Genomic DNA, 14,914 nt, shown 5'->3' with positions numbered 1-14,914 from the left:
TGCGCGGCCGAGTGGGCCCGCAGTTCGGCGACCAGATCCGGCCGCGGAGCGAGGCGCAACTCGGCCTCCAGGCACTCTTCGAGCACTCCGAGCCTGGTTTCCTCCCACCGCGCCGCCTCGGCCTCCAGCAGGGCGGATGGAAGCCCGTCGAAGGCCGCCCCACGCCATAGGGACAGCGCGAAGCGCAGCCGGCGCACCTGCTCGGCGGGGTGCCGTGCGGCGGCGCGTCCCTGCCGGACGTGCTCGGAGAACTGCCACAGGTCACATCGCAGCGCGCGTGTCGACAGCAGGTATCCGGAGCCGTGGGTCTCCAGCGGCTGCGGTGCGGCACCGGCGCGGGTCAGAGCCCGCCGCAGCGCCGACACCAGCGCCTGGACCTGTGCCCGCGCCGTGGCGGGCGGCGAGTCGGCCCATGCCGCCTCGGCGAGCCGCTCGGAGGAGACCGCCTGGCCGGAGTGCAGGGCAAGGACCGCGAGCACGATGCGGGCCCTTCCGCCCGGGAGCACGACGGGCTGCTGATGGTGGTCCAGCAGCTCCATCGGGCCCAGCAGGTTCAACTCCATGGGCACGTCCCCCGTCTCCTCGGCGCCTGCACTGTGCCAGAAGGCCCGCGGACCGGTACCCCCACCGGCCGCGATCCGGCCATGGGCATGCCATAGCGGTCCCGGGGTCGAACCATGGCGCCCCACGCCACTGTGAGGGCAGCACGACGAGCCGCCGGCGGGAACCGCCACCGCGACGGCGTGAGGTTCCTGCCGTTCTGACCACCTCGGGAGATTCCATGAGTACGTCCACGACCAGACTGGGCGCCGTAGCCCGCATCACCACGGTCCTGGCTGCCGCGGCCGCCCTCTCCGCGGCCGTGACCACTTCAGCCACCGCCGCGGACGCGGGCGAACTGAAGAACCTGCGCACCGGCGCCTGCATCGACGACAGCAGCCTGGGGTTGCGTGGATTCGGGTGCAATGGCCTGAGCTACCAGATGTGGCTCAACTACGGCTCGGGCAACGGCAACACGGTGTTGAAGAACGCCAACACCGGACGCTGTCTCGACGACAGCGGTGCCGGGCTGCGGGCCATCCCCTGCAACGGCCTGAACTATCAGAACTGGCGGGCCACCCTTGACACGGTGAAGTGGGCCTGGACGTTCCAGAACGAGAACACCGGGCGCTGTATCGACGACAGCTCCGCGGGACTGCGCTCGTTCCCCTGCAACGGCCTGAGCTACCAGAAGTTCTACTACCAGGGCCACTGAACCTCGTACGCCGGGGCGGGTCGGGGCCGGGCAGGCGGCGGCAGGCGTGCGCGAAGCCCCTCTGGGGCCGACGGGGGAGCGCGGCGGATCGAGCCGTTCCGCCGCAGCCTGAAGCCACCATGGCCAACGGGGGCCGGGCCCGACACGGGGCGACGGGGGTGCGACGCGCGGCGGGCGGGGAGGGCCGGCAGGGCCCGGTCGACAGGGCCCGCCACGGGGGGATCCTCCCCGCCCGCTGCGCGGCGCGCTTCGAGGCCTGCCACTCCTGCACAGGCGCGGGGCCGGTATCCGGTCGGCGTCTGCCGCGCCAGGCCGCCGCCTCACACCGCTGGGGAATCGCCCCCGTCGAACTCCTCGCGGTTCCGGGCGATTTCGGCCTGGTGGTCCCGCACCCAGTGCGTGAGGTGTGCGACGGCATCGCTCAGCGACCGGCCCAGGGGCGTGAGCTCGTACTCCACCCGAGGCGGCACCTCGGCGTAGGCCGTACGGGCCACCAGGCCGTCACGGGTCAGCGCTCGCAGCGTCTGGCTCAGCATGCGCTGCGACACCCCGGCGACCCGGCCGTGGAGCGCCGAGAAGCGCAGCGGCCCGCCGGCCAGCGTGGTGACGACCAGGACGGTCCACCTGTCCCCGACACGGGCGAGCACGTCGCGCACGAGCTCGATGGTCGACGCGCACTCGGCACTGATACCCGCGCTCTCCAGTTGCGAACGCAGTGCCGATCCCATCGCCCGTTCCCTTCGCGTGCGTAGCTGACTTCGAAGTGCGTGAGCCCGAGGCCTTGATCGCGGCCGCCGCACCCCCGTTACATACGGATCGTAGTCAACTGCCACGTGAGGAAGACATGTCCCTGGAACCCGCCGCACCGGATTCGGCCACCGACGGGCACCTCGACCCAGCGGGAGCAGAGGTGCGGCACGACGGCTTCACCGTGGAGCTCCACTCGGCCGCGCCCCCGGACGCGGTCTTCGGGGCGTTCGCCGACCCCGCCGTACGGCGCCGGTGGTTCAGGATGCCGGGCCGCGAGGTCTCCTACGACCACGACTTCACCGTGAACGGCGGCGAGAACGCCTCGAGCGTCTTCACGGTCGAGGGCGCCGCACCGGAGCGGCTCGCCTACGCGTCCCGCTACCTGGACATCGTCTCCGGCTCAAGGATCGTCTACACGTACACGGCGCGGGTGGACGGCGAAGTGCGGTGGGCTTCGCTGGTGACGGTCGAACTGCGCCCGGATGCCGATGGCACCCACCTGCGGTGGACAGAACAGGCCGCCTTCCTGACCCCGTCGTCCCGGCCGGAACACGACCTGCCCCACCTGCGCGGAGCCACCCGCCTCCGGCTGAACGGTCTCGCGGCGGCCCTGCGGCCCGATGGCGATCGATGACAGGGGTCGATGACGGATAGGGACCGCCCGCAGAACCTCGTTCCGGCCGCCGCACGCGGACCTCCCGACCGACTGCCGCGCCACATGAGGCGATTTCACCCGCCATCGCCGCCGGGCCCAATACGGTGACGTGCAGCGAGAACCACAGGACGGGAGGAAGGCCGCGATGACGCAGCCTGCGGTGAGCGAACTGGACGAAAGGGTGCCGGGGCGCCGTTGGACGGTGCGGCTGGACGCCGTCGCCCGAACCAGCACGGCCGTACGCATCTCGTGCAGCCGTCCCGGCTGCGCCGAGCAGCAGCATCCCTCCGCGGCCGCCGGCCGTGCGGCAGCGGCCGCCCACCTCAAGGCCCACCTGTGCGCCGCTCCCGCACCCACGGCCGAGGTGTACTGCGCGTGCAGGCTCGAAGGCTGCCGCGCCCACCTGCCCGGCCCCGGCCGCGGGCGTGCCGAACCCTGGCGGTGCGGTGGCCCGGTGGTCGTGGCCGTGACCACCGACCGGGAAGGACGCTGGTGGCAGGCGATGGAGTGCTGCTCCCGCTGTGCAGCCGCCATCCCGGGAGCCAGGACCGCCGCCACGTACCGGCCCCCCCAGCCCTCGAACCGTCCGGCCCCTGCCCCCACCGGCGCCGGCACACCGCAGTTCTCCGACCGCCAGATCGTCACCGACGCGGTCCCGGCACCGCGCGCGGCGCCGCGCCCGGCACCGGCTCGGCACCGCCGACCGCAGGCGAAGATCGCTCAGCGAGTCATCCCCCACGACCTGCGGCCCGTCGCCCTGCGGGACGAACTCGTCGAACTCGGTGACCTCTTCCGGGCCTACCAGCAGCGTGAAAAGCCCGACCTGGCGCTCCTCGCCGACCTGCAGGAACGCAAAGCCCGCGCCTTCACCGCCTGGGCCGATGCCACCGGTGAGGGGGCCTTGCGGTGGGAGGCCCGGCGCGCCGAGCAGGCCGCCGCCACCGCCCGCTCCCAGCACCAGGCGCGCACCGGCATCATTCCCCTTGCCGACGGGCCGACCGTGGTCCGGCTGCTGACCGCCCCGGCGCAGTGGGAACACACACGCTCCGTCCTCGAGCACGTCGCGGACCACACCCCGCTGCCCGGCCCGGAAGCACGGCTGCTGGTCCTGCTGCTGACCCTGCGCACGGCGAGCACCGGCACCGGCAACCTCGTCGGCCAGGACGTCGCCGCGCTGGGCCTGACCGACCCCGAGGACCTCATCGACAAGCTGACCGGCTGCGGCTGGCTGGTACTTCCCGGCACCGCCGGCGAACTGCTCGCCTCCAGGCCGGAGAACGCCACCCCCATCACCGTCCCTAGCCTGGCACCCGGCGAGGACGGGCCGGGCCCGTTCACGTTCGGCAAGAAGATGCGGCCCAAACTCTCCGGGTGGGCTCAGAAGGTCATCTCGGACAAGAAGCTCCGCAAGGCCAAAGCCACCGCGGCGACGAGGCTGCTCGCCCTGACCCTGGCCACCCGGACGAACGCTGCGGGCGATCTCGGCTCCGACGGCCAGGGCGTTGCCCTGGGGTTCCTCTCCGCCAGGGTTCCGGTGGACCCCCGCGAGCTGCAGCACCTGGTCGACCGACTGACCGCAGCGGACTGGCTCACCGACCCGGTCATCACCGATACCCACCTCACCGGACGGCTGACCGAACGCGTCCTCCCCCTCACCTGCCCCCTGCCCCAGTGACCTGAGTCAGGGATTCGTCGGCAGTGGGCGGCGAGGCGGTGCCCGTCCCAGGGATCCTCTCGACGGCGCAAGGCCGGTCACGGGGCGGGCGTCGCCGTTGCCCGGGCCCCTGACGACGAGACCGTGCCGTAGGCCCGGAGGGTGTCGGCCGGGTCGCCGGGGCGGCCCCGCAGCGTGGCGTCCAGGAAGGCGAGGGTGGCCGCGGCGACGAGGCGCGGGCCCTCGGTGCGGCCCAGGGTGCCGACGAGCGAGGACACCGGCGGCAGGTAGAGCGGGCCGTCCATGAAGGTGAGGTGCGCGGCGCCGGGGACCGTGAGCCGGTAGCTCTTCGCGGTGTTGTGGTCGAGGGCCTCGGTGAGCCGGGGCAGGTAGCGCGGGTCGGTGCCCGCGGTGAACTCCTGGGTGAGCGCGAGCGCCGGCTGCCGGAGGGCGGGCGTGGTGGGGCCGTGGGGGTAGCCGTCCAGATCGACGACGGCGCCGAACCGCCGGTCCTGCCGGGCCGCCTGCAGGGCGGCGGCTCCGCCCAGCGAGTGGCCGGCCACCGCGGCGCGGCCGGTGTCCACGCGGCCGGCCAGCGGGTCGGCCGTCTCACCGCGGTCCAGCCGCTCCAGCCGGCTGAGGACGAAGCCGAGGTCGGCGGCCCGGACGGCGGTCCAGCCGACGGCCAGCTCCGCGTCCCTGTCGCGGTCCCCGGAGGAGGCGGTGGCGGTGCGGATCGCGCGGCCGTCGGAGAGGACGACAACCGTGGAGTCGTACGGGTGGTCGAGGGCGGCCACCAGGTAGCCGTGGCTGGCCAGCTCCTCCGCCCAGGCGGTGTTCTGGGAGCGCACCCCGCCCGACCCGGGGGAGAAGAGGACGACCGGGAACCGCTCCTTCCCGCCGGCCACCGGGGCGTCGAAGACCGCGCGGCTGCGGGCCCTCGGAAGGCCGTCCACCAGGAAGCCGGGCAGGCCGAACCCGTCGGCGAGGGCCCCGGCGACGGCCCGCGCCTCCTCCCGCGTGCGTCCCAGGTACTGGGCCCGGGGGACGCCCGCAGGGCTCTTCGGCGCCGGGTACCAGAGCTGGACTACGACCGTGCGCCGGTCGTCCGGATCGGCGGTGAAGCTCTCGGGCCGCAGCGGGTCGGTCCACTGCACCACCCGGGTGCCGACCGCGAAGTCGCCCGTAGGCTCCGGAAAGACGGGCACGGGGAAGGCCCAGGCGGCCACCGGGCCGGTGGCGATCAGGCCGGCGCAGGCCAGCGATCCCAGCAGGGCCGGCCACCAGCGGGTCCGCCGCGCCGGTCGGCCGGTACGGCGCCGCAGCAGGGGCGGAAGGGCGAACACCGAGGCGACGGCGGCGCCGGCCAGGACCGGCAGCATCTGCCAGCGGACCCCCACGACGCCCAGCACGACCGCGGACGGTACGAGGACCGCCCCGGCCACGAGGGTGCCGGACCGGCGGCGGGCCGGGGGCAGCCGGCGCGCCACCAGCAGTACGACGGCGCCCAGCAGGACGAGGAGTTCAGGAAGGGACAGGTACAGCCCCGGGATGGTTTCGGTCACCCGGTCATGCTCCGCGCCGGGCCCGCGCCCCCGCATCGGCCCCGGGTCGCCGCCGACCGCGACCGGGGTGGCAACCGGGGCGCGCCGCGGGAGGTGGCGGTCTCCTCCTGTGGTCGTACCCCCGCCCGGCGCGGTTACGACGCCGGGCTCATGTGCGGCGCGGACCCGCGGCCTAGGCTGCGGCTGAACGCGGTGCCGGCCCCGGCCGGGCCGCCACGACGACCGAACGGCGGAGAGGTGTGAGGGTGCGCCACCTGGACCGGGTACCGGCCCTGGTGTGGGACTCGGTACTGCCGGCGCTGCTCCTGCTCCACGTCGGGACCACGTACCCCGCGCGGCAACTGCCCGTGGCGGCGGCGCTCACCGCCGCCCTGGCGCTGCCCCTGCTGTGGCGGCGCCGGGCCCCGGTCGCGGTGTTCGCCGCGGTGGTGGCCGCGGCCTTCGTCCAGTGGCTGGCGGACGTCCAACTGCCTGCGGACGCCGCCCTGCTGGTGGCCCTGTACACGGCGGCCGCGCACACGGGCCGGCGCGGCACGCTGCTCGCCGCCGCCGTCGTGGAGGGCGGGGCCGCGCTGGCCTGCCTGCGCTGGGCGACGAACGGCGCGTTCCTGGCCCCGTTCGTCGCGCTCTCCGCGACGGTGGTCGCCGCCGCCGTCCTCGGGGTGAACGTGCGGACCGGCAGGGCCTACCTCGCCGCCGTGCGGGAGCGTGCCGAACGGCTGGCGCTGCACCAGGAACAGCAGGCGCTGCTGGCCGTCGCGGAGGAACGGGCCCGGATCACCCGGGAGATGCACGACATCGTCACCCACAACCTGTCCGTCATGGTCGCGCTCACCGACGCCGCCGTCCACGCGCAGCACAGGTCCCCGGACCGGGCCACCGCCGCGATGCTGCAGATCTCCGAGACGGGCCGGCAGGCCCTCACCGACATGCGGCGCTCGTTGGGCGTCCTGCGGGCCGACGAGCCGGACGCCGAACGCCACCCCCTGCCCGGGATCGCCCAGTTGGAGGCGCTGGCCGGCCAGATGGCCGCTGCCGGGCTGCCGACCGGCCTGCGGGTCCGCGGCGGCCACGCCCATGTGCCGGCCAGCACACAACTCACCGTCTACCGCCTGGTGCAGGAAGCGTTGACCAACACCCTCAAGCACACCCCTGCCGGCACCCGTGCGACGGTCCTGGTCGAGTGCTCGGCCGGCAGCGTCGGCGTGGAGGTCACCGACAGCGGCCCCCGGCCGGCGCTTCCCACCGCCGCGCCGTCCGGCCACGGCATTCCCGGCATGCGCGAGCGCGCGGCCGCCTACGGGGGGACGCTGCGGGCCGGCCCGCTCCCGGGCGGCGGCTGGGGGGTGCGGACCCGGCTCATGCTGGGCAGCGCCGGGACGGGCGCCGTATGACGATCCGCATCCTGATCGCCGACGACGAGGCCCTGCTCCGGATGGCCTTCGCCACGGTCCTGGAGGCCCAGCCCGACATGACACCGGTCGGCGGGGCAGCGGACGGCGCCGAGGCCGTCCGCCTCTCCCGGGAGCTGCGGCCGGACGTCGTACTGATGGACGTCCGGATGCCCGGGACCGACGGGATCGAGGCGACCCGGCAGGTCGTCGAGGTCTCCCCGGACACGAGGGTGCTGATCCTGACCACCTTCGACCTGGACGCGTACGCCTTCGCCGCGCTCGGCGCAGGGGCCTCGGGATTCCTCCTCAAGAACACCCGGCCCGAGGAACTGCTCACCGCGATCCGCAACGTCGCGGCGGGCGACGCGGTGCTCTCCCCGCGGATCACCCGGCGCCTGCTGGAGGACTTCCGTCCGCACCTGGCCGACACGGCCGCCACCGTCCGCGACGAGCGGCTGGACCGGCTCAGCGCCCGGGAGCGCGAGGTGCTCGTCGAGGTCGGCCGCGGCCTGTCCAACGCCGAGATCGCGGCCGCCCTGCACCTCGCGGAGGCGACCGTGAAGTCCCACCTGGGGCGGGTCCTGCTCAAGCTGGAACTCCGCGACCGCATCCAGGCCGTGGTCTTCGCCCACGAACACCGCCTGGTCCCCCCGGGCTGACACCGGCCGAGGGCTCAGACATGCCCGGTGTGTCGGAGCCGCCCGATGACATCGCGGCGCGTCATGAGGTGGAACCAGTTTCGGCTCATCAAGGTCCCGTTGTTCACCGAGCCGCTCCTCCAGGGGCTGATCGCGATGGCCGACGGAAGTGGACTCGGTCGAAGTGGGCGTTTCCGGAAATGCAGGCGCCCATTGCTGGGGCACGTAGGCAAAATCTCAGCATGTCTATCGACGTCAGTGGGATGATCGAGTGCCGACCGGGTGCCCGCCTTTGGGGCCTGGACGACGAAGACTCTGTGTGGCAGGTCGCCATTGATCTCTTTCTGCTCAACCGTGGCAACGCTTACGACGGATTCGCCTGCCTTTTCGGGATCCGCAATACCTTTGGCTTCCGCCCCGTGGCTGAAGGCCGTGGTTTCCCCTCCGACGCCTCGGAGGGGCTGGCCAGTGAGTTCGCCTCCTATGGGGGCCCTGCCGACGTGTTCGGAACCACGTGGCTCACTTGGGCTGAGGTTGCCGCTGTCGACTGGGGGGAGACGGACAGCTCCGGCACGCGAAGCCGTGGCATGGTGGCAGGCGACGAGAGCGACTGGGGCAGGGTGTGGATCGTGATGCGCACGCTCAGCGAAGTGCACGGAGCGAAGAATGTGCGCCTGGTTGTCTGGTTCCACTGATCAGGCAGGCTGGTCGGCTTCGACGTCATGGCCTCAGGCGCCGGCTCGCCGTCATATTCGCCGCACACCGGCCCGCCCTGCTCCTCACCTCATTCGCCGAACTCGGCGTCCCCGTCCTGGAGGGCAGCGCCACGAGGCAGCCCTCGCCCCGGTCACGCGCCCCCGCCGATCGCCGCGCCCCGGCCCAGGGAACGTGTTGACCTTGGGTTCGCTGACCGAGGCCATAGGGGGCGGGCCTGCGGATCGGCTGGCTCGACGCACCCCAGGACGCGGCTCCTAGCAGAACGCCTTCTGGCAGGAACCGAGGGGCGGCTCCGTCCTGTGGATCCGGCTACCCCGTCGGTGGACGGTGCCCCGGACGCTCCTCAGGAGTCGGGGGAACACGCCCGGCCGACCGGCGAGTTGGGCAGGTATGCCTTTCGTTCTTCGGCCGTCAGGTCTCGGTTGACGGCGTGGCAGATTCTGCGGACCGCCTCGTCCGGTGTGTAGAGGAGCATGTCCCACAACTGCGTGGTGCCGTCGCCACCGCCAGCGGCGATCGTATGCCCGTTGGGGCTGACGGCCACCGACAGGATGCCGCTGCTCAGGGGTACGGTGGCCCGCACACGTTGTGGGTGGCGACGTCCCACAGCCGGACGGCGCCATCTTGCCCTCCGGTGACGAGGGTGCGTCCGCCGGGGCTGAATGCCAATGCGACCACATCGCTGTCGTGGCCGGTCAAGGGGGCACCGCTCTCGCCCTTGGCCACGTCCCACAGACGTACGGTCGTGTCCTTGCTGCCGCTGGCGAGGAGGGTTCCGTCCGGGCTGAACATCACAGTCCAGGGAGAGTCGGTGTGGCCTTCCGCGTCGCCACGTCCCAGAGCCGGACCGTGTTGTCACCCACGCCAGCGGCTCCCATGACCTGGAAGCCGACTGGCGCCCCTGAACCGCCAGGCCGCAGAGGTCAGCACCCCGACCGGGGGGCCGGTGAACGAGGTTCCGCCCCGGCGCGGCGGCGCCAGGACGAGGCCGAGGCTACGGTGTGGTCCCGAGGGTGGTCAGGCGCCGGACCGGTGACAGTGCGATCGGGACCCACACACAGGCCAGGCAGGCGGCCGAGGCTCCCAAGGCCCACCGGATGCCGCCGGCCGTGGCCAGAGAACCGGCAGCTGCGGAGCCGAGCGCGACAGCGCCGGTGAAGAGCACGCGCATGGTGCCGTTGACCCGGGCCATGAGCCCGGCGGGGGTGACCTGCTGGCGGAACGTCATCATCAGGACGGAGTCGAAGCCGACCTTGAGCATGACCAGCGCCCACCCGACGGCCACGAGCGGGCCGGGCACGGGACGGCCGAGCAGAGGGATGGTGACGGCCAGGGGCGCGACCGCGACCCCGACGAGCAGCACGGCTCGTCCCGCACCGAGCCTCAGCTTGTCCCGCACCGAGCCTGTCGGCCAGCTTGACGGCCGTCACCGCGCCCACCAGGCCACCGATGCCGCCGGCGCCGAGGAACAGTCCGAGGGCCCCCTCACCCCATCCGAGCTCGGTCAGCGCGAGCACGGGGAGGAGCGTCATCACCCCGGCGATGCCGACGTTGACCAGCGAACCCGCAATCACCACGGTACGGAGGACGGGCTGGCGCACGACGAACCGGACGCCCTCGCCGATCTCGTGCAGCAGACGCCGCCCGGGTGCGCCACCGGTCGGCTGCTCGTGCGTGGTGAGCGTGTACAGCCACCCCGCGGACCAGAGGTACCCCGCGGCCATGACGAGCAGCACCGTCGGTGCGTTCAGCAGTCCGGCCGTCCACCCGGCCAGGGGCGGACCCGCGATGAGCGCCGCCTGGGTGATCGTGGCCAAACGGGCGTTGGTGCGTGCGAGCAGGGCGCCGGGGGCCAGGTCCTTGACGAGGCTCTGCGTGGCCAGGTCGAAGAACACCGTCGCCACCCCCTGAACCACCACGACGGCCAGGAGGTGGGCCGCCGTCAAACGCCCGAACCATGCGGCGACAGGCACGGTGGCCAGCGCAGCCGCCCGCACCAGGTCCGCCCCGATCATGACCGGCCGGCGCCGCAGCCGGTCCAGCCATGCGCCGACCGGCAATCCGAGGATCACGAAGGGCAGGGTCAGTGCGGTCTTCAGCAGCGACACACCTCCCGGCCCCGCGTGCAGCACGGTGACCGCCGTCAACGGAAGGGCCACCTGACCGATCTGGGCACCCCACAACGCCACCCCGGACGCCGTGAGATACCGGGACCGGTCCCGCGCAACGGCCGTCGTCCCCGGTCCTGGTCCTCCTCCCGGCCCCGCTCCCGGCGCCGATCCCCTCGCGATTGCGTCAGCTGTCTCTGTCATGGCAGGCAGCCTTCGGGACCGGCCCGCACGCCTCAACGGATTCACGTTAGGGTGAATCCTCGTGCCGCCCCCACTCACCCTGTCCTTGAGTACGGCCGATCTGAGCCGGCTGCGCTGGGCCGTCTCCCCGGCCTGGGAGCTGCTGGCGTCCATCAGGACACTGACCCGGCCGGCACGCCACGTGATCCACATGCCGTGGCTGTCCGAGCACCGCCACGACCCGCTCCTGGCCGGACCGGTGACCTCGGCGGCGTACGACCTCACCGCCGGCCCCGCGAGCCACCTCCCCGGCTTCCTCGCGCCGACCCCCCTGTCACCCCTGACCGCGCTCGACGAGGAACTCGACGAGGTGCGCCGCACCCCCGCCGACGTGGTCCGGCGAGACCTGACCGCGGTGTTCGGCGACGATCTGCCGGCCACCTTGGCACCGATGCTCCAGGCCCCCGGCCGCGAGTTGGAAACGATCGTCGCCGACCTGAGTCGGTACTGGCAGCGCACCCTGGCGCCGGTCTGGCCGAGGATCCGGGCCCTGCTGGAGTCCGACATCCACTACCGGGCGCGCTCCCTGACCGAACGCGGACCCGCGGCGATGTTCGCTGACATCCACCCCGACCTGGCCTTCGACCAAGCCACCGGAACCCTGCGGATCGCCCGCCGCCGGCCGGCACTTCTCGATCCGCACCGCCCGCTGGAGGGACGCGGCCTGGTCCTGGTGCCGTCGGCGTTCGCGTGGCCGAGCCTCTACTTCAAGACAGCAGAACCCTGGGTGCCCGTGATCCGCTACCCCGTCCGCGGCGTCGGAACCCTCTGGGAACCACCCGCCGGCACCGCCGACTTGGCGCCGGCGCTCGGTGCCACCCGCGCCAGGCTCCTGGACCTTCTCGAAACCCCGGCCAGCACCCTGGAACTCGCCCACCGCACCGGACTGGCGCAGGGCGGCGTATCAGCCCACCTGCACAAACTCACCCAGGCGGGCCTCATCGCACCTCACCGGACAGGACGGATCGTGCTCTACTCCAGAACTGCCAGAGGCGAAGCCCTGTACCGCTGAGAACAGAGCGTCTGAAGGCACCCAGGGGTGGCCGAGTGGTGGCCCGGTTGCTCAACTCCGCACAGGTCCCGCCCTGCATGAGGCGTCCCGCGTCCTGGCCGTCGGACGGAAGGAGCCTGCTGATTCCGGATGTGCCAGGCGGCCATGAGCCGGCGGGCCGTCCGTGCGGAACGGTCGTTGTAGGCAGCGGTCGCACGCCCCGGCGTTGTGGAGGGTGTTGGCGTCCCATTTCGGTCGAGGGCGGCCTGCGCGTTGGACACGATCTGCCCGCCTCGGCCCAGGGTCCGGCGCGCTCGCCACCGCCCGGCTGTGTGATCGCACCTGTTCAAGGGGCCACCACTGTCCGTGGCCGAGTGTCCGGCCCCGGTCACGGGGGCGAAGAACCGCTCTACCGACCCACGTCGCTCGGGAAGCGGGAGACGAAACGGCGTTGCCAGGGTGTCTCGACGGCGCGCGGAGCGTAGTTCCTCCTGACGTAGGCGACGGCTTCGCCGGGGGGTACCCCGTCCAGGACCGCGAGGCATGCCAGTGCGGTGCCAGTACGTCCGTGTCCACCGGCGCAGGCGATCTCGACGCGTTCCGCCCCCGCACGTGCCCAGGCCTCGCCCAGCGCGTCGACGGTCGCGGCGCGGTCGGACGGCAGCCAGAAATCGGGCCAGCGGAGCCAACGGCTTTCCCAGGCGACCTCAGGCGGCCGGCGGCCCAGCAGGTAGAGCGCGAAGGTGGGCCGCGGGCCCTGAGGAAGCGACCGCCTCAGCCCCCGGCCACGGACGAGCCGACCGGAAGGAAGTCGCAGCACGCCGGCCATCGTGGGTTCCCATGGGGCAGTCATGGTGCGAGCGTAACCGCCGTTCGGTTGACGGCCAGGCAGCTTCCGGCCCCTTCCGCCGCGTCGCGTAGAGGTGAACGTGTTCACGGTCCTTGCAGCCGATTCAGCTCCCTCCGCCGGTATGCGCCAGGGGCCAGCCCGTGCCTGCGTTTGAACGCGTTGGCGAAGGCGAACTCGGACGTATATCCCACCTGGGCGGCGATGGATCTCAAAGGCGCTTCCGTCGTCTGCAGGAGGCGGGCCGCCGTGGTCATCCGCCACCAGGTCAGGTAGCCGAGGGGCGGTTGGCCGATCATCGAGGTGAAGCGCCTGGCGAACGCCGCCCGGGAGAGGCCCGCTTCTGCGGCGAGTTTCGCCACGGTCCAGGGGGCTGTCGGATCTCGGTGGACGGCGTGGAGGGCGGCGGTGACCGCCGGGTCGTTGAGTGCTGCGGCCCAGCCGGTGGTGCTGCCGTGGGCGGGCTGTTCGGCAAGCCAGATGCGCAGGACGTACATCAGGAGCGTGTCCAGGAGTGCGGGGACGATGGCGGTGGCGCCCAGGCGCGGATTGCCCACCTCAGAGGCCAGGAGTTGCACCGCCGCGTGCAGTTCCGGGTGACGGTTCCGGTCCGCCGGCAGGTGGATCACGTCAGGCAGGGTCAGCAGCAGGGGGTGGGTTCGGGACGGGTCGAGCTGGTAGGCGCCGCAGAGCACCACGGTGGCCGGACCGCCCTGGCCGAGCCGGTCGACGCTGTCCGACATGAAGGGCCCGGGCAGCTCGGGGTCGTCAGGAGTGCAGGCAGGGGCTGTGACCGCGGTTGCCGGGTCGTCGGCCAGGGTGTGTCCGGTGCCGTGCGGCAGGAACAGCACATCACCCGGGCCCAGTGGGAGCGGCGCCGCGTGTGGCGACAGGAGCCAGCAGCTGCCCTCCAGGATCACCTGGAAGCCGGCCGAACCCGGTACCGACGCGAACTCCTGCCTCCACGGGGCATGCCACCGCACATACGCCGACCGGGGCCGGCCGGTCCGCGCCACCGTGATCACCTCGCTGAGCACATCCATGGGGCGAGCGTATGCGCGAGACGAACGCGCATGAACGGGGCACCCTGGCGCATGGATCGTCTCCGCCGGCGGCCGTAGGTTTCACGGCATGAAGATGAAGACCTCGCGTATCCACGCGTTCGGCGACGCGTCCGTGATCAGCTACGACGACGTTCCGCGGCCTCGACCCGACTCCGGCGAAGTGCTCGTCCGCGTCGCGGCGACTTCGTTCAATCCCACCGAGGCCGCGTTGCGCGCCGGGCTGCTTCAGGCGTTCCTGCCCGTGGAACTCCCCTACACGCTGGGCTGGGACGTCGCCGGCACAGTTGCCGAGATCGGCCCGGGGGCCGGGAGGTTCGCCGTCGGCGACCGGGTCGTCGGGCGGCTGGAGGGCGCCGGCGCGGCCGCCGAATACGTTCGGGCACCGGGTGCACTGCTGGTCCCGGCGCCGGCGTCCGTTCCTCTCCCACATGCCGCGACCCTCCCCGTGGCCGGCCTGACGGCCTGGCAGGCGGTGTTCGAGCACGGGAAGGTGACCGTCGGCCAGCGGGTGCTGGTCAACGGCGCCGGGGGAGGGGTCGGCGGCTTCGTGACACAGCTCGCCAAGCACGCCGGGGCCGAGGTGATCGCCACGGCCGGCGCCCGCAGCGACCGGGCAGTGCGGCGCCACGGGGCGGACCATGTGATCGACTACACCGCCGCGCCGGTCCCCGCCGCGCTCGACGGCCCGGTGGACACCCTGCTCAATCTCGTTCCGCTGAGCCCGGACGATGCCGCCGGCCTGGCGTCCGTGGTGCGACCGGGCGGCCGGATCGTCTCGATCGCGACCCCCATCGACCCGCCTGCCGACGCCGGGGTGACGGCGATGCACATGGTCGCCCGCAACGATGTGGCGCACCTGGCGGCGCTCGTGGACCTCGTCGACGCGGGTGAGGTCACCCTCGACATCAGCGCCTCGTACCCGCTGTCCGACCTCGCGGACGTCCACCGCCTCAGTGAAGCCGGCCGCCTCCGCGGCAAGGTCGTCATCATCCCCTGAGGCCGGTGGCCGCACCCCGCTGTCAGTGGACGTCGG

Annotated in this window: 16 protein-coding genes and 1 pseudogene; 8 read left to right on the top strand and 9 right to left on the bottom strand. The window is 72.8% G+C overall.

The window, feature by feature from the left end; translation table 11 throughout:
- Positions 1 to 563 (bottom strand): AfsR/SARP family transcriptional regulator (locus tag VR44_RS15035; protein WP_245691818.1); only part of this gene is annotated, 563 nt, incomplete at its 3' end.
- Positions 564 to 781: 218 nt separating this feature from the next.
- On the opposite strand from VR44_RS15035, the gene VR44_RS15030 reads away from it, so the two are divergent.
- Positions 782 to 1,255: an RICIN domain-containing protein gene (locus VR44_RS15030; protein ID WP_052713609.1), complete on the top strand. Its 474-nt coding sequence runs from the start codon at positions 782 to 784 to the stop codon at positions 1,253 to 1,255.
- A 320-nt stretch (positions 1,256 to 1,575) separates the two neighbouring features.
- Here the strand turns inward: VR44_RS15030 and VR44_RS15025 are convergent, their stop codons facing one another.
- Positions 1,576 to 1,983, bottom strand: a complete 408-nt coding sequence (locus tag VR44_RS15025) for a winged helix-turn-helix transcriptional regulator (protein WP_045947979.1) — start codon at positions 1,981 to 1,983, stop codon at positions 1,576 to 1,578.
- Positions 1,984 to 2,099: 116 nt separating this feature from the next.
- Between VR44_RS15025 and VR44_RS15020 the strand changes: the two genes are divergently transcribed.
- Both VR44_RS15020 and VR44_RS15015 read left to right on the top strand, forming a co-directional pair.
- The gene (locus tag VR44_RS15020) at positions 2,100 to 2,639 is read left to right on the top strand and encodes an SRPBCC domain-containing protein (protein ID WP_094191660.1); all 540 of its coding nucleotides are present in this window, start codon (positions 2,100 to 2,102) and stop codon (positions 2,637 to 2,639) included.
- A 166-nt stretch (positions 2,640 to 2,805) separates the two neighbouring features.
- Entirely contained in the window at positions 2,806 to 4,335 is a 1,530-nt protein-coding gene (locus VR44_RS15015; protein WP_045947978.1) for a hypothetical protein, read from the top strand.
- A 77-nt stretch (positions 4,336 to 4,412) separates the two neighbouring features.
- Here the strand turns inward: VR44_RS15015 and VR44_RS15010 are convergent, their stop codons facing one another.
- Entirely contained in the window at positions 4,413 to 5,879 is a 1,467-nt protein-coding gene (locus VR44_RS15010; protein WP_425424510.1) for an alpha/beta hydrolase family protein, read from the bottom strand.
- 245 nt (positions 5,880 to 6,124) lie between these two features.
- Here VR44_RS15010 and VR44_RS15005 point away from each other — a divergent pair, with 245 nt between their 5' ends.
- From VR44_RS15005 to VR44_RS14995, 3 genes are all read left to right on the top strand, one after another.
- Complete coding sequence (locus VR44_RS15005; RefSeq protein ID WP_425424509.1) at positions 6,125 to 7,273, top strand: sensor histidine kinase; 1,149 nt, start codon at positions 6,125 to 6,127, stop codon at positions 7,271 to 7,273.
- Positions 7,270 to 7,932 (top strand): response regulator, encoded by a 663-nt coding sequence (locus VR44_RS15000; RefSeq protein ID WP_045947975.1) that lies wholly within the window; start codon positions 7,270 to 7,272, stop codon positions 7,930 to 7,932. The genes VR44_RS15005 and VR44_RS15000 overlap by 4 nt, the downstream gene beginning before the upstream one ends.
- Positions 7,933 to 8,153: 221 nt before the next feature.
- The gene (locus VR44_RS14995) at positions 8,154 to 8,606 is read left to right on the top strand and encodes a hypothetical protein (protein ID WP_045947985.1); all 453 of its coding nucleotides are present in this window, start codon (positions 8,154 to 8,156) and stop codon (positions 8,604 to 8,606) included.
- A 365-nt stretch (positions 8,607 to 8,971) separates the two neighbouring features.
- Here VR44_RS14995 and VR44_RS45000 read toward each other — a convergent pair whose 3' ends face one another.
- The 4 genes and pseudogenes from VR44_RS45000 to VR44_RS49120 form a co-directional block, all read right to left on the bottom strand.
- On the bottom strand, positions 8,972 to 9,211 hold the full coding sequence (locus VR44_RS45000) for a WD40 repeat domain-containing protein (RefSeq protein ID WP_157880301.1): 240 nt from the start codon (positions 9,209 to 9,211) through the stop codon (positions 8,972 to 8,974).
- Positions 9,190 to 9,420, bottom strand: a complete 231-nt coding sequence (locus VR44_RS14990) for a WD40 repeat domain-containing protein (protein WP_045947974.1) — start codon at positions 9,418 to 9,420, stop codon at positions 9,190 to 9,192. The genes VR44_RS45000 and VR44_RS14990 overlap by 22 nt, the downstream gene beginning before the upstream one ends.
- A gap of 202 nt (positions 9,421 to 9,622) precedes the next feature.
- A complete protein-coding gene (locus VR44_RS47150) occupies positions 9,623 to 9,991 on the bottom strand; it encodes an MFS transporter (protein ID WP_052713608.1) in 369 nt (122 codons plus the stop codon).
- A gap of 91 nt (positions 9,992 to 10,082) precedes the next feature.
- Positions 10,083 to 10,940 (bottom strand): annotated as a pseudogene (locus VR44_RS49120) (MFS transporter); the annotation flags it as partial.
- A gap of 85 nt (positions 10,941 to 11,025) precedes the next feature.
- On the opposite strand from VR44_RS49120, the gene VR44_RS44995 reads away from it, so the two are divergent.
- Positions 11,026 to 11,991: an ArsR/SmtB family transcription factor gene (locus VR44_RS44995; RefSeq protein WP_052713606.1), complete on the top strand. Its 966-nt coding sequence runs from the start codon at positions 11,026 to 11,028 to the stop codon at positions 11,989 to 11,991.
- Positions 11,992 to 12,379: 388 nt separating this feature from the next.
- Here the strand turns inward: VR44_RS44995 and VR44_RS42580 are convergent, their stop codons facing one another.
- Positions 12,380 to 12,823: a protein-tyrosine phosphatase family protein gene (locus VR44_RS42580; protein WP_094191655.1), complete on the bottom strand. Its 444-nt coding sequence runs from the start codon at positions 12,821 to 12,823 to the stop codon at positions 12,380 to 12,382.
- An 80-nt stretch (positions 12,824 to 12,903) separates the two neighbouring features.
- A complete protein-coding gene (locus VR44_RS14975) occupies positions 12,904 to 13,860 on the bottom strand; it encodes an AraC family transcriptional regulator (protein ID WP_045947972.1) in 957 nt (318 codons plus the stop codon).
- Between the two features lie 88 nt (positions 13,861 to 13,948).
- On the opposite strand from VR44_RS14975, the gene VR44_RS14970 reads away from it, so the two are divergent.
- Positions 13,949 to 14,878 carry an NADP-dependent oxidoreductase gene (locus tag VR44_RS14970; protein ID WP_211275071.1) on the top strand — a complete coding sequence of 310 codons (930 nt, stop codon included), beginning with the start codon at positions 13,949 to 13,951 and terminating at the stop codon, positions 14,876 to 14,878.
- The last annotated feature ends 36 nt before the right edge of the window (positions 14,879 to 14,914 follow it).

Source organism: Streptomyces katrae, assembly GCF_000966975.1.
GTDB classification, from domain to species: domain Bacteria; phylum Actinomycetota; class Actinomycetes; order Streptomycetales; family Streptomycetaceae; genus Streptomyces; species Streptomyces katrae.
This window is presented reverse-complemented; position numbering and strand designations above follow the sequence as displayed.

Bases quoted from the DNA above. Each gene is read 5' to 3' on its own strand.
- VR44_RS14975 (WP_045947972.1), bottom strand. From the start codon at position 13,860: ATGGATGTGCTCAGCGAGGTGATCACGGTGGCGCGGACCGGCCGGCCC.
- VR44_RS15025 (WP_045947979.1), bottom strand. From the start codon at position 1,983: ATGGGATCGGCACTGCGTTCGCAACTGGAGAGCGCGGGTATCAGTGCC.
- VR44_RS15020 (WP_094191660.1), top strand. From the start codon at position 2,100: ATGTCCCTGGAACCCGCCGCACCGGATTCGGCCACCGACGGGCACCTC.
- VR44_RS14990 (WP_045947974.1), bottom strand. From the start codon at position 9,420: ATGTTCAGCCCGGACGGAACCCTCCTCGCCAGCGGCAGCAAGGACACG.
- VR44_RS15030 (WP_052713609.1), top strand. From the start codon at position 782: ATGAGTACGTCCACGACCAGACTGGGCGCCGTAGCCCGCATCACCACG.
- VR44_RS14995 (WP_045947985.1), top strand. From the start codon at position 8,154: ATGTCTATCGACGTCAGTGGGATGATCGAGTGCCGACCGGGTGCCCGC.
- VR44_RS14970 (WP_211275071.1), top strand. From the start codon at position 13,949: ATGAAGATGAAGACCTCGCGTATCCACGCGTTCGGCGACGCGTCCGTG.
- VR44_RS15000 (WP_045947975.1), top strand. From the start codon at position 7,270: ATGACGATCCGCATCCTGATCGCCGACGACGAGGCCCTGCTCCGGATG.
- VR44_RS42580 (WP_094191655.1), bottom strand. From the start codon at position 12,823: ATGACTGCCCCATGGGAACCCACGATGGCCGGCGTGCTGCGACTTCCT.
- VR44_RS15015 (WP_045947978.1), top strand. From the start codon at position 2,806: ATGACGCAGCCTGCGGTGAGCGAACTGGACGAAAGGGTGCCGGGGCGC.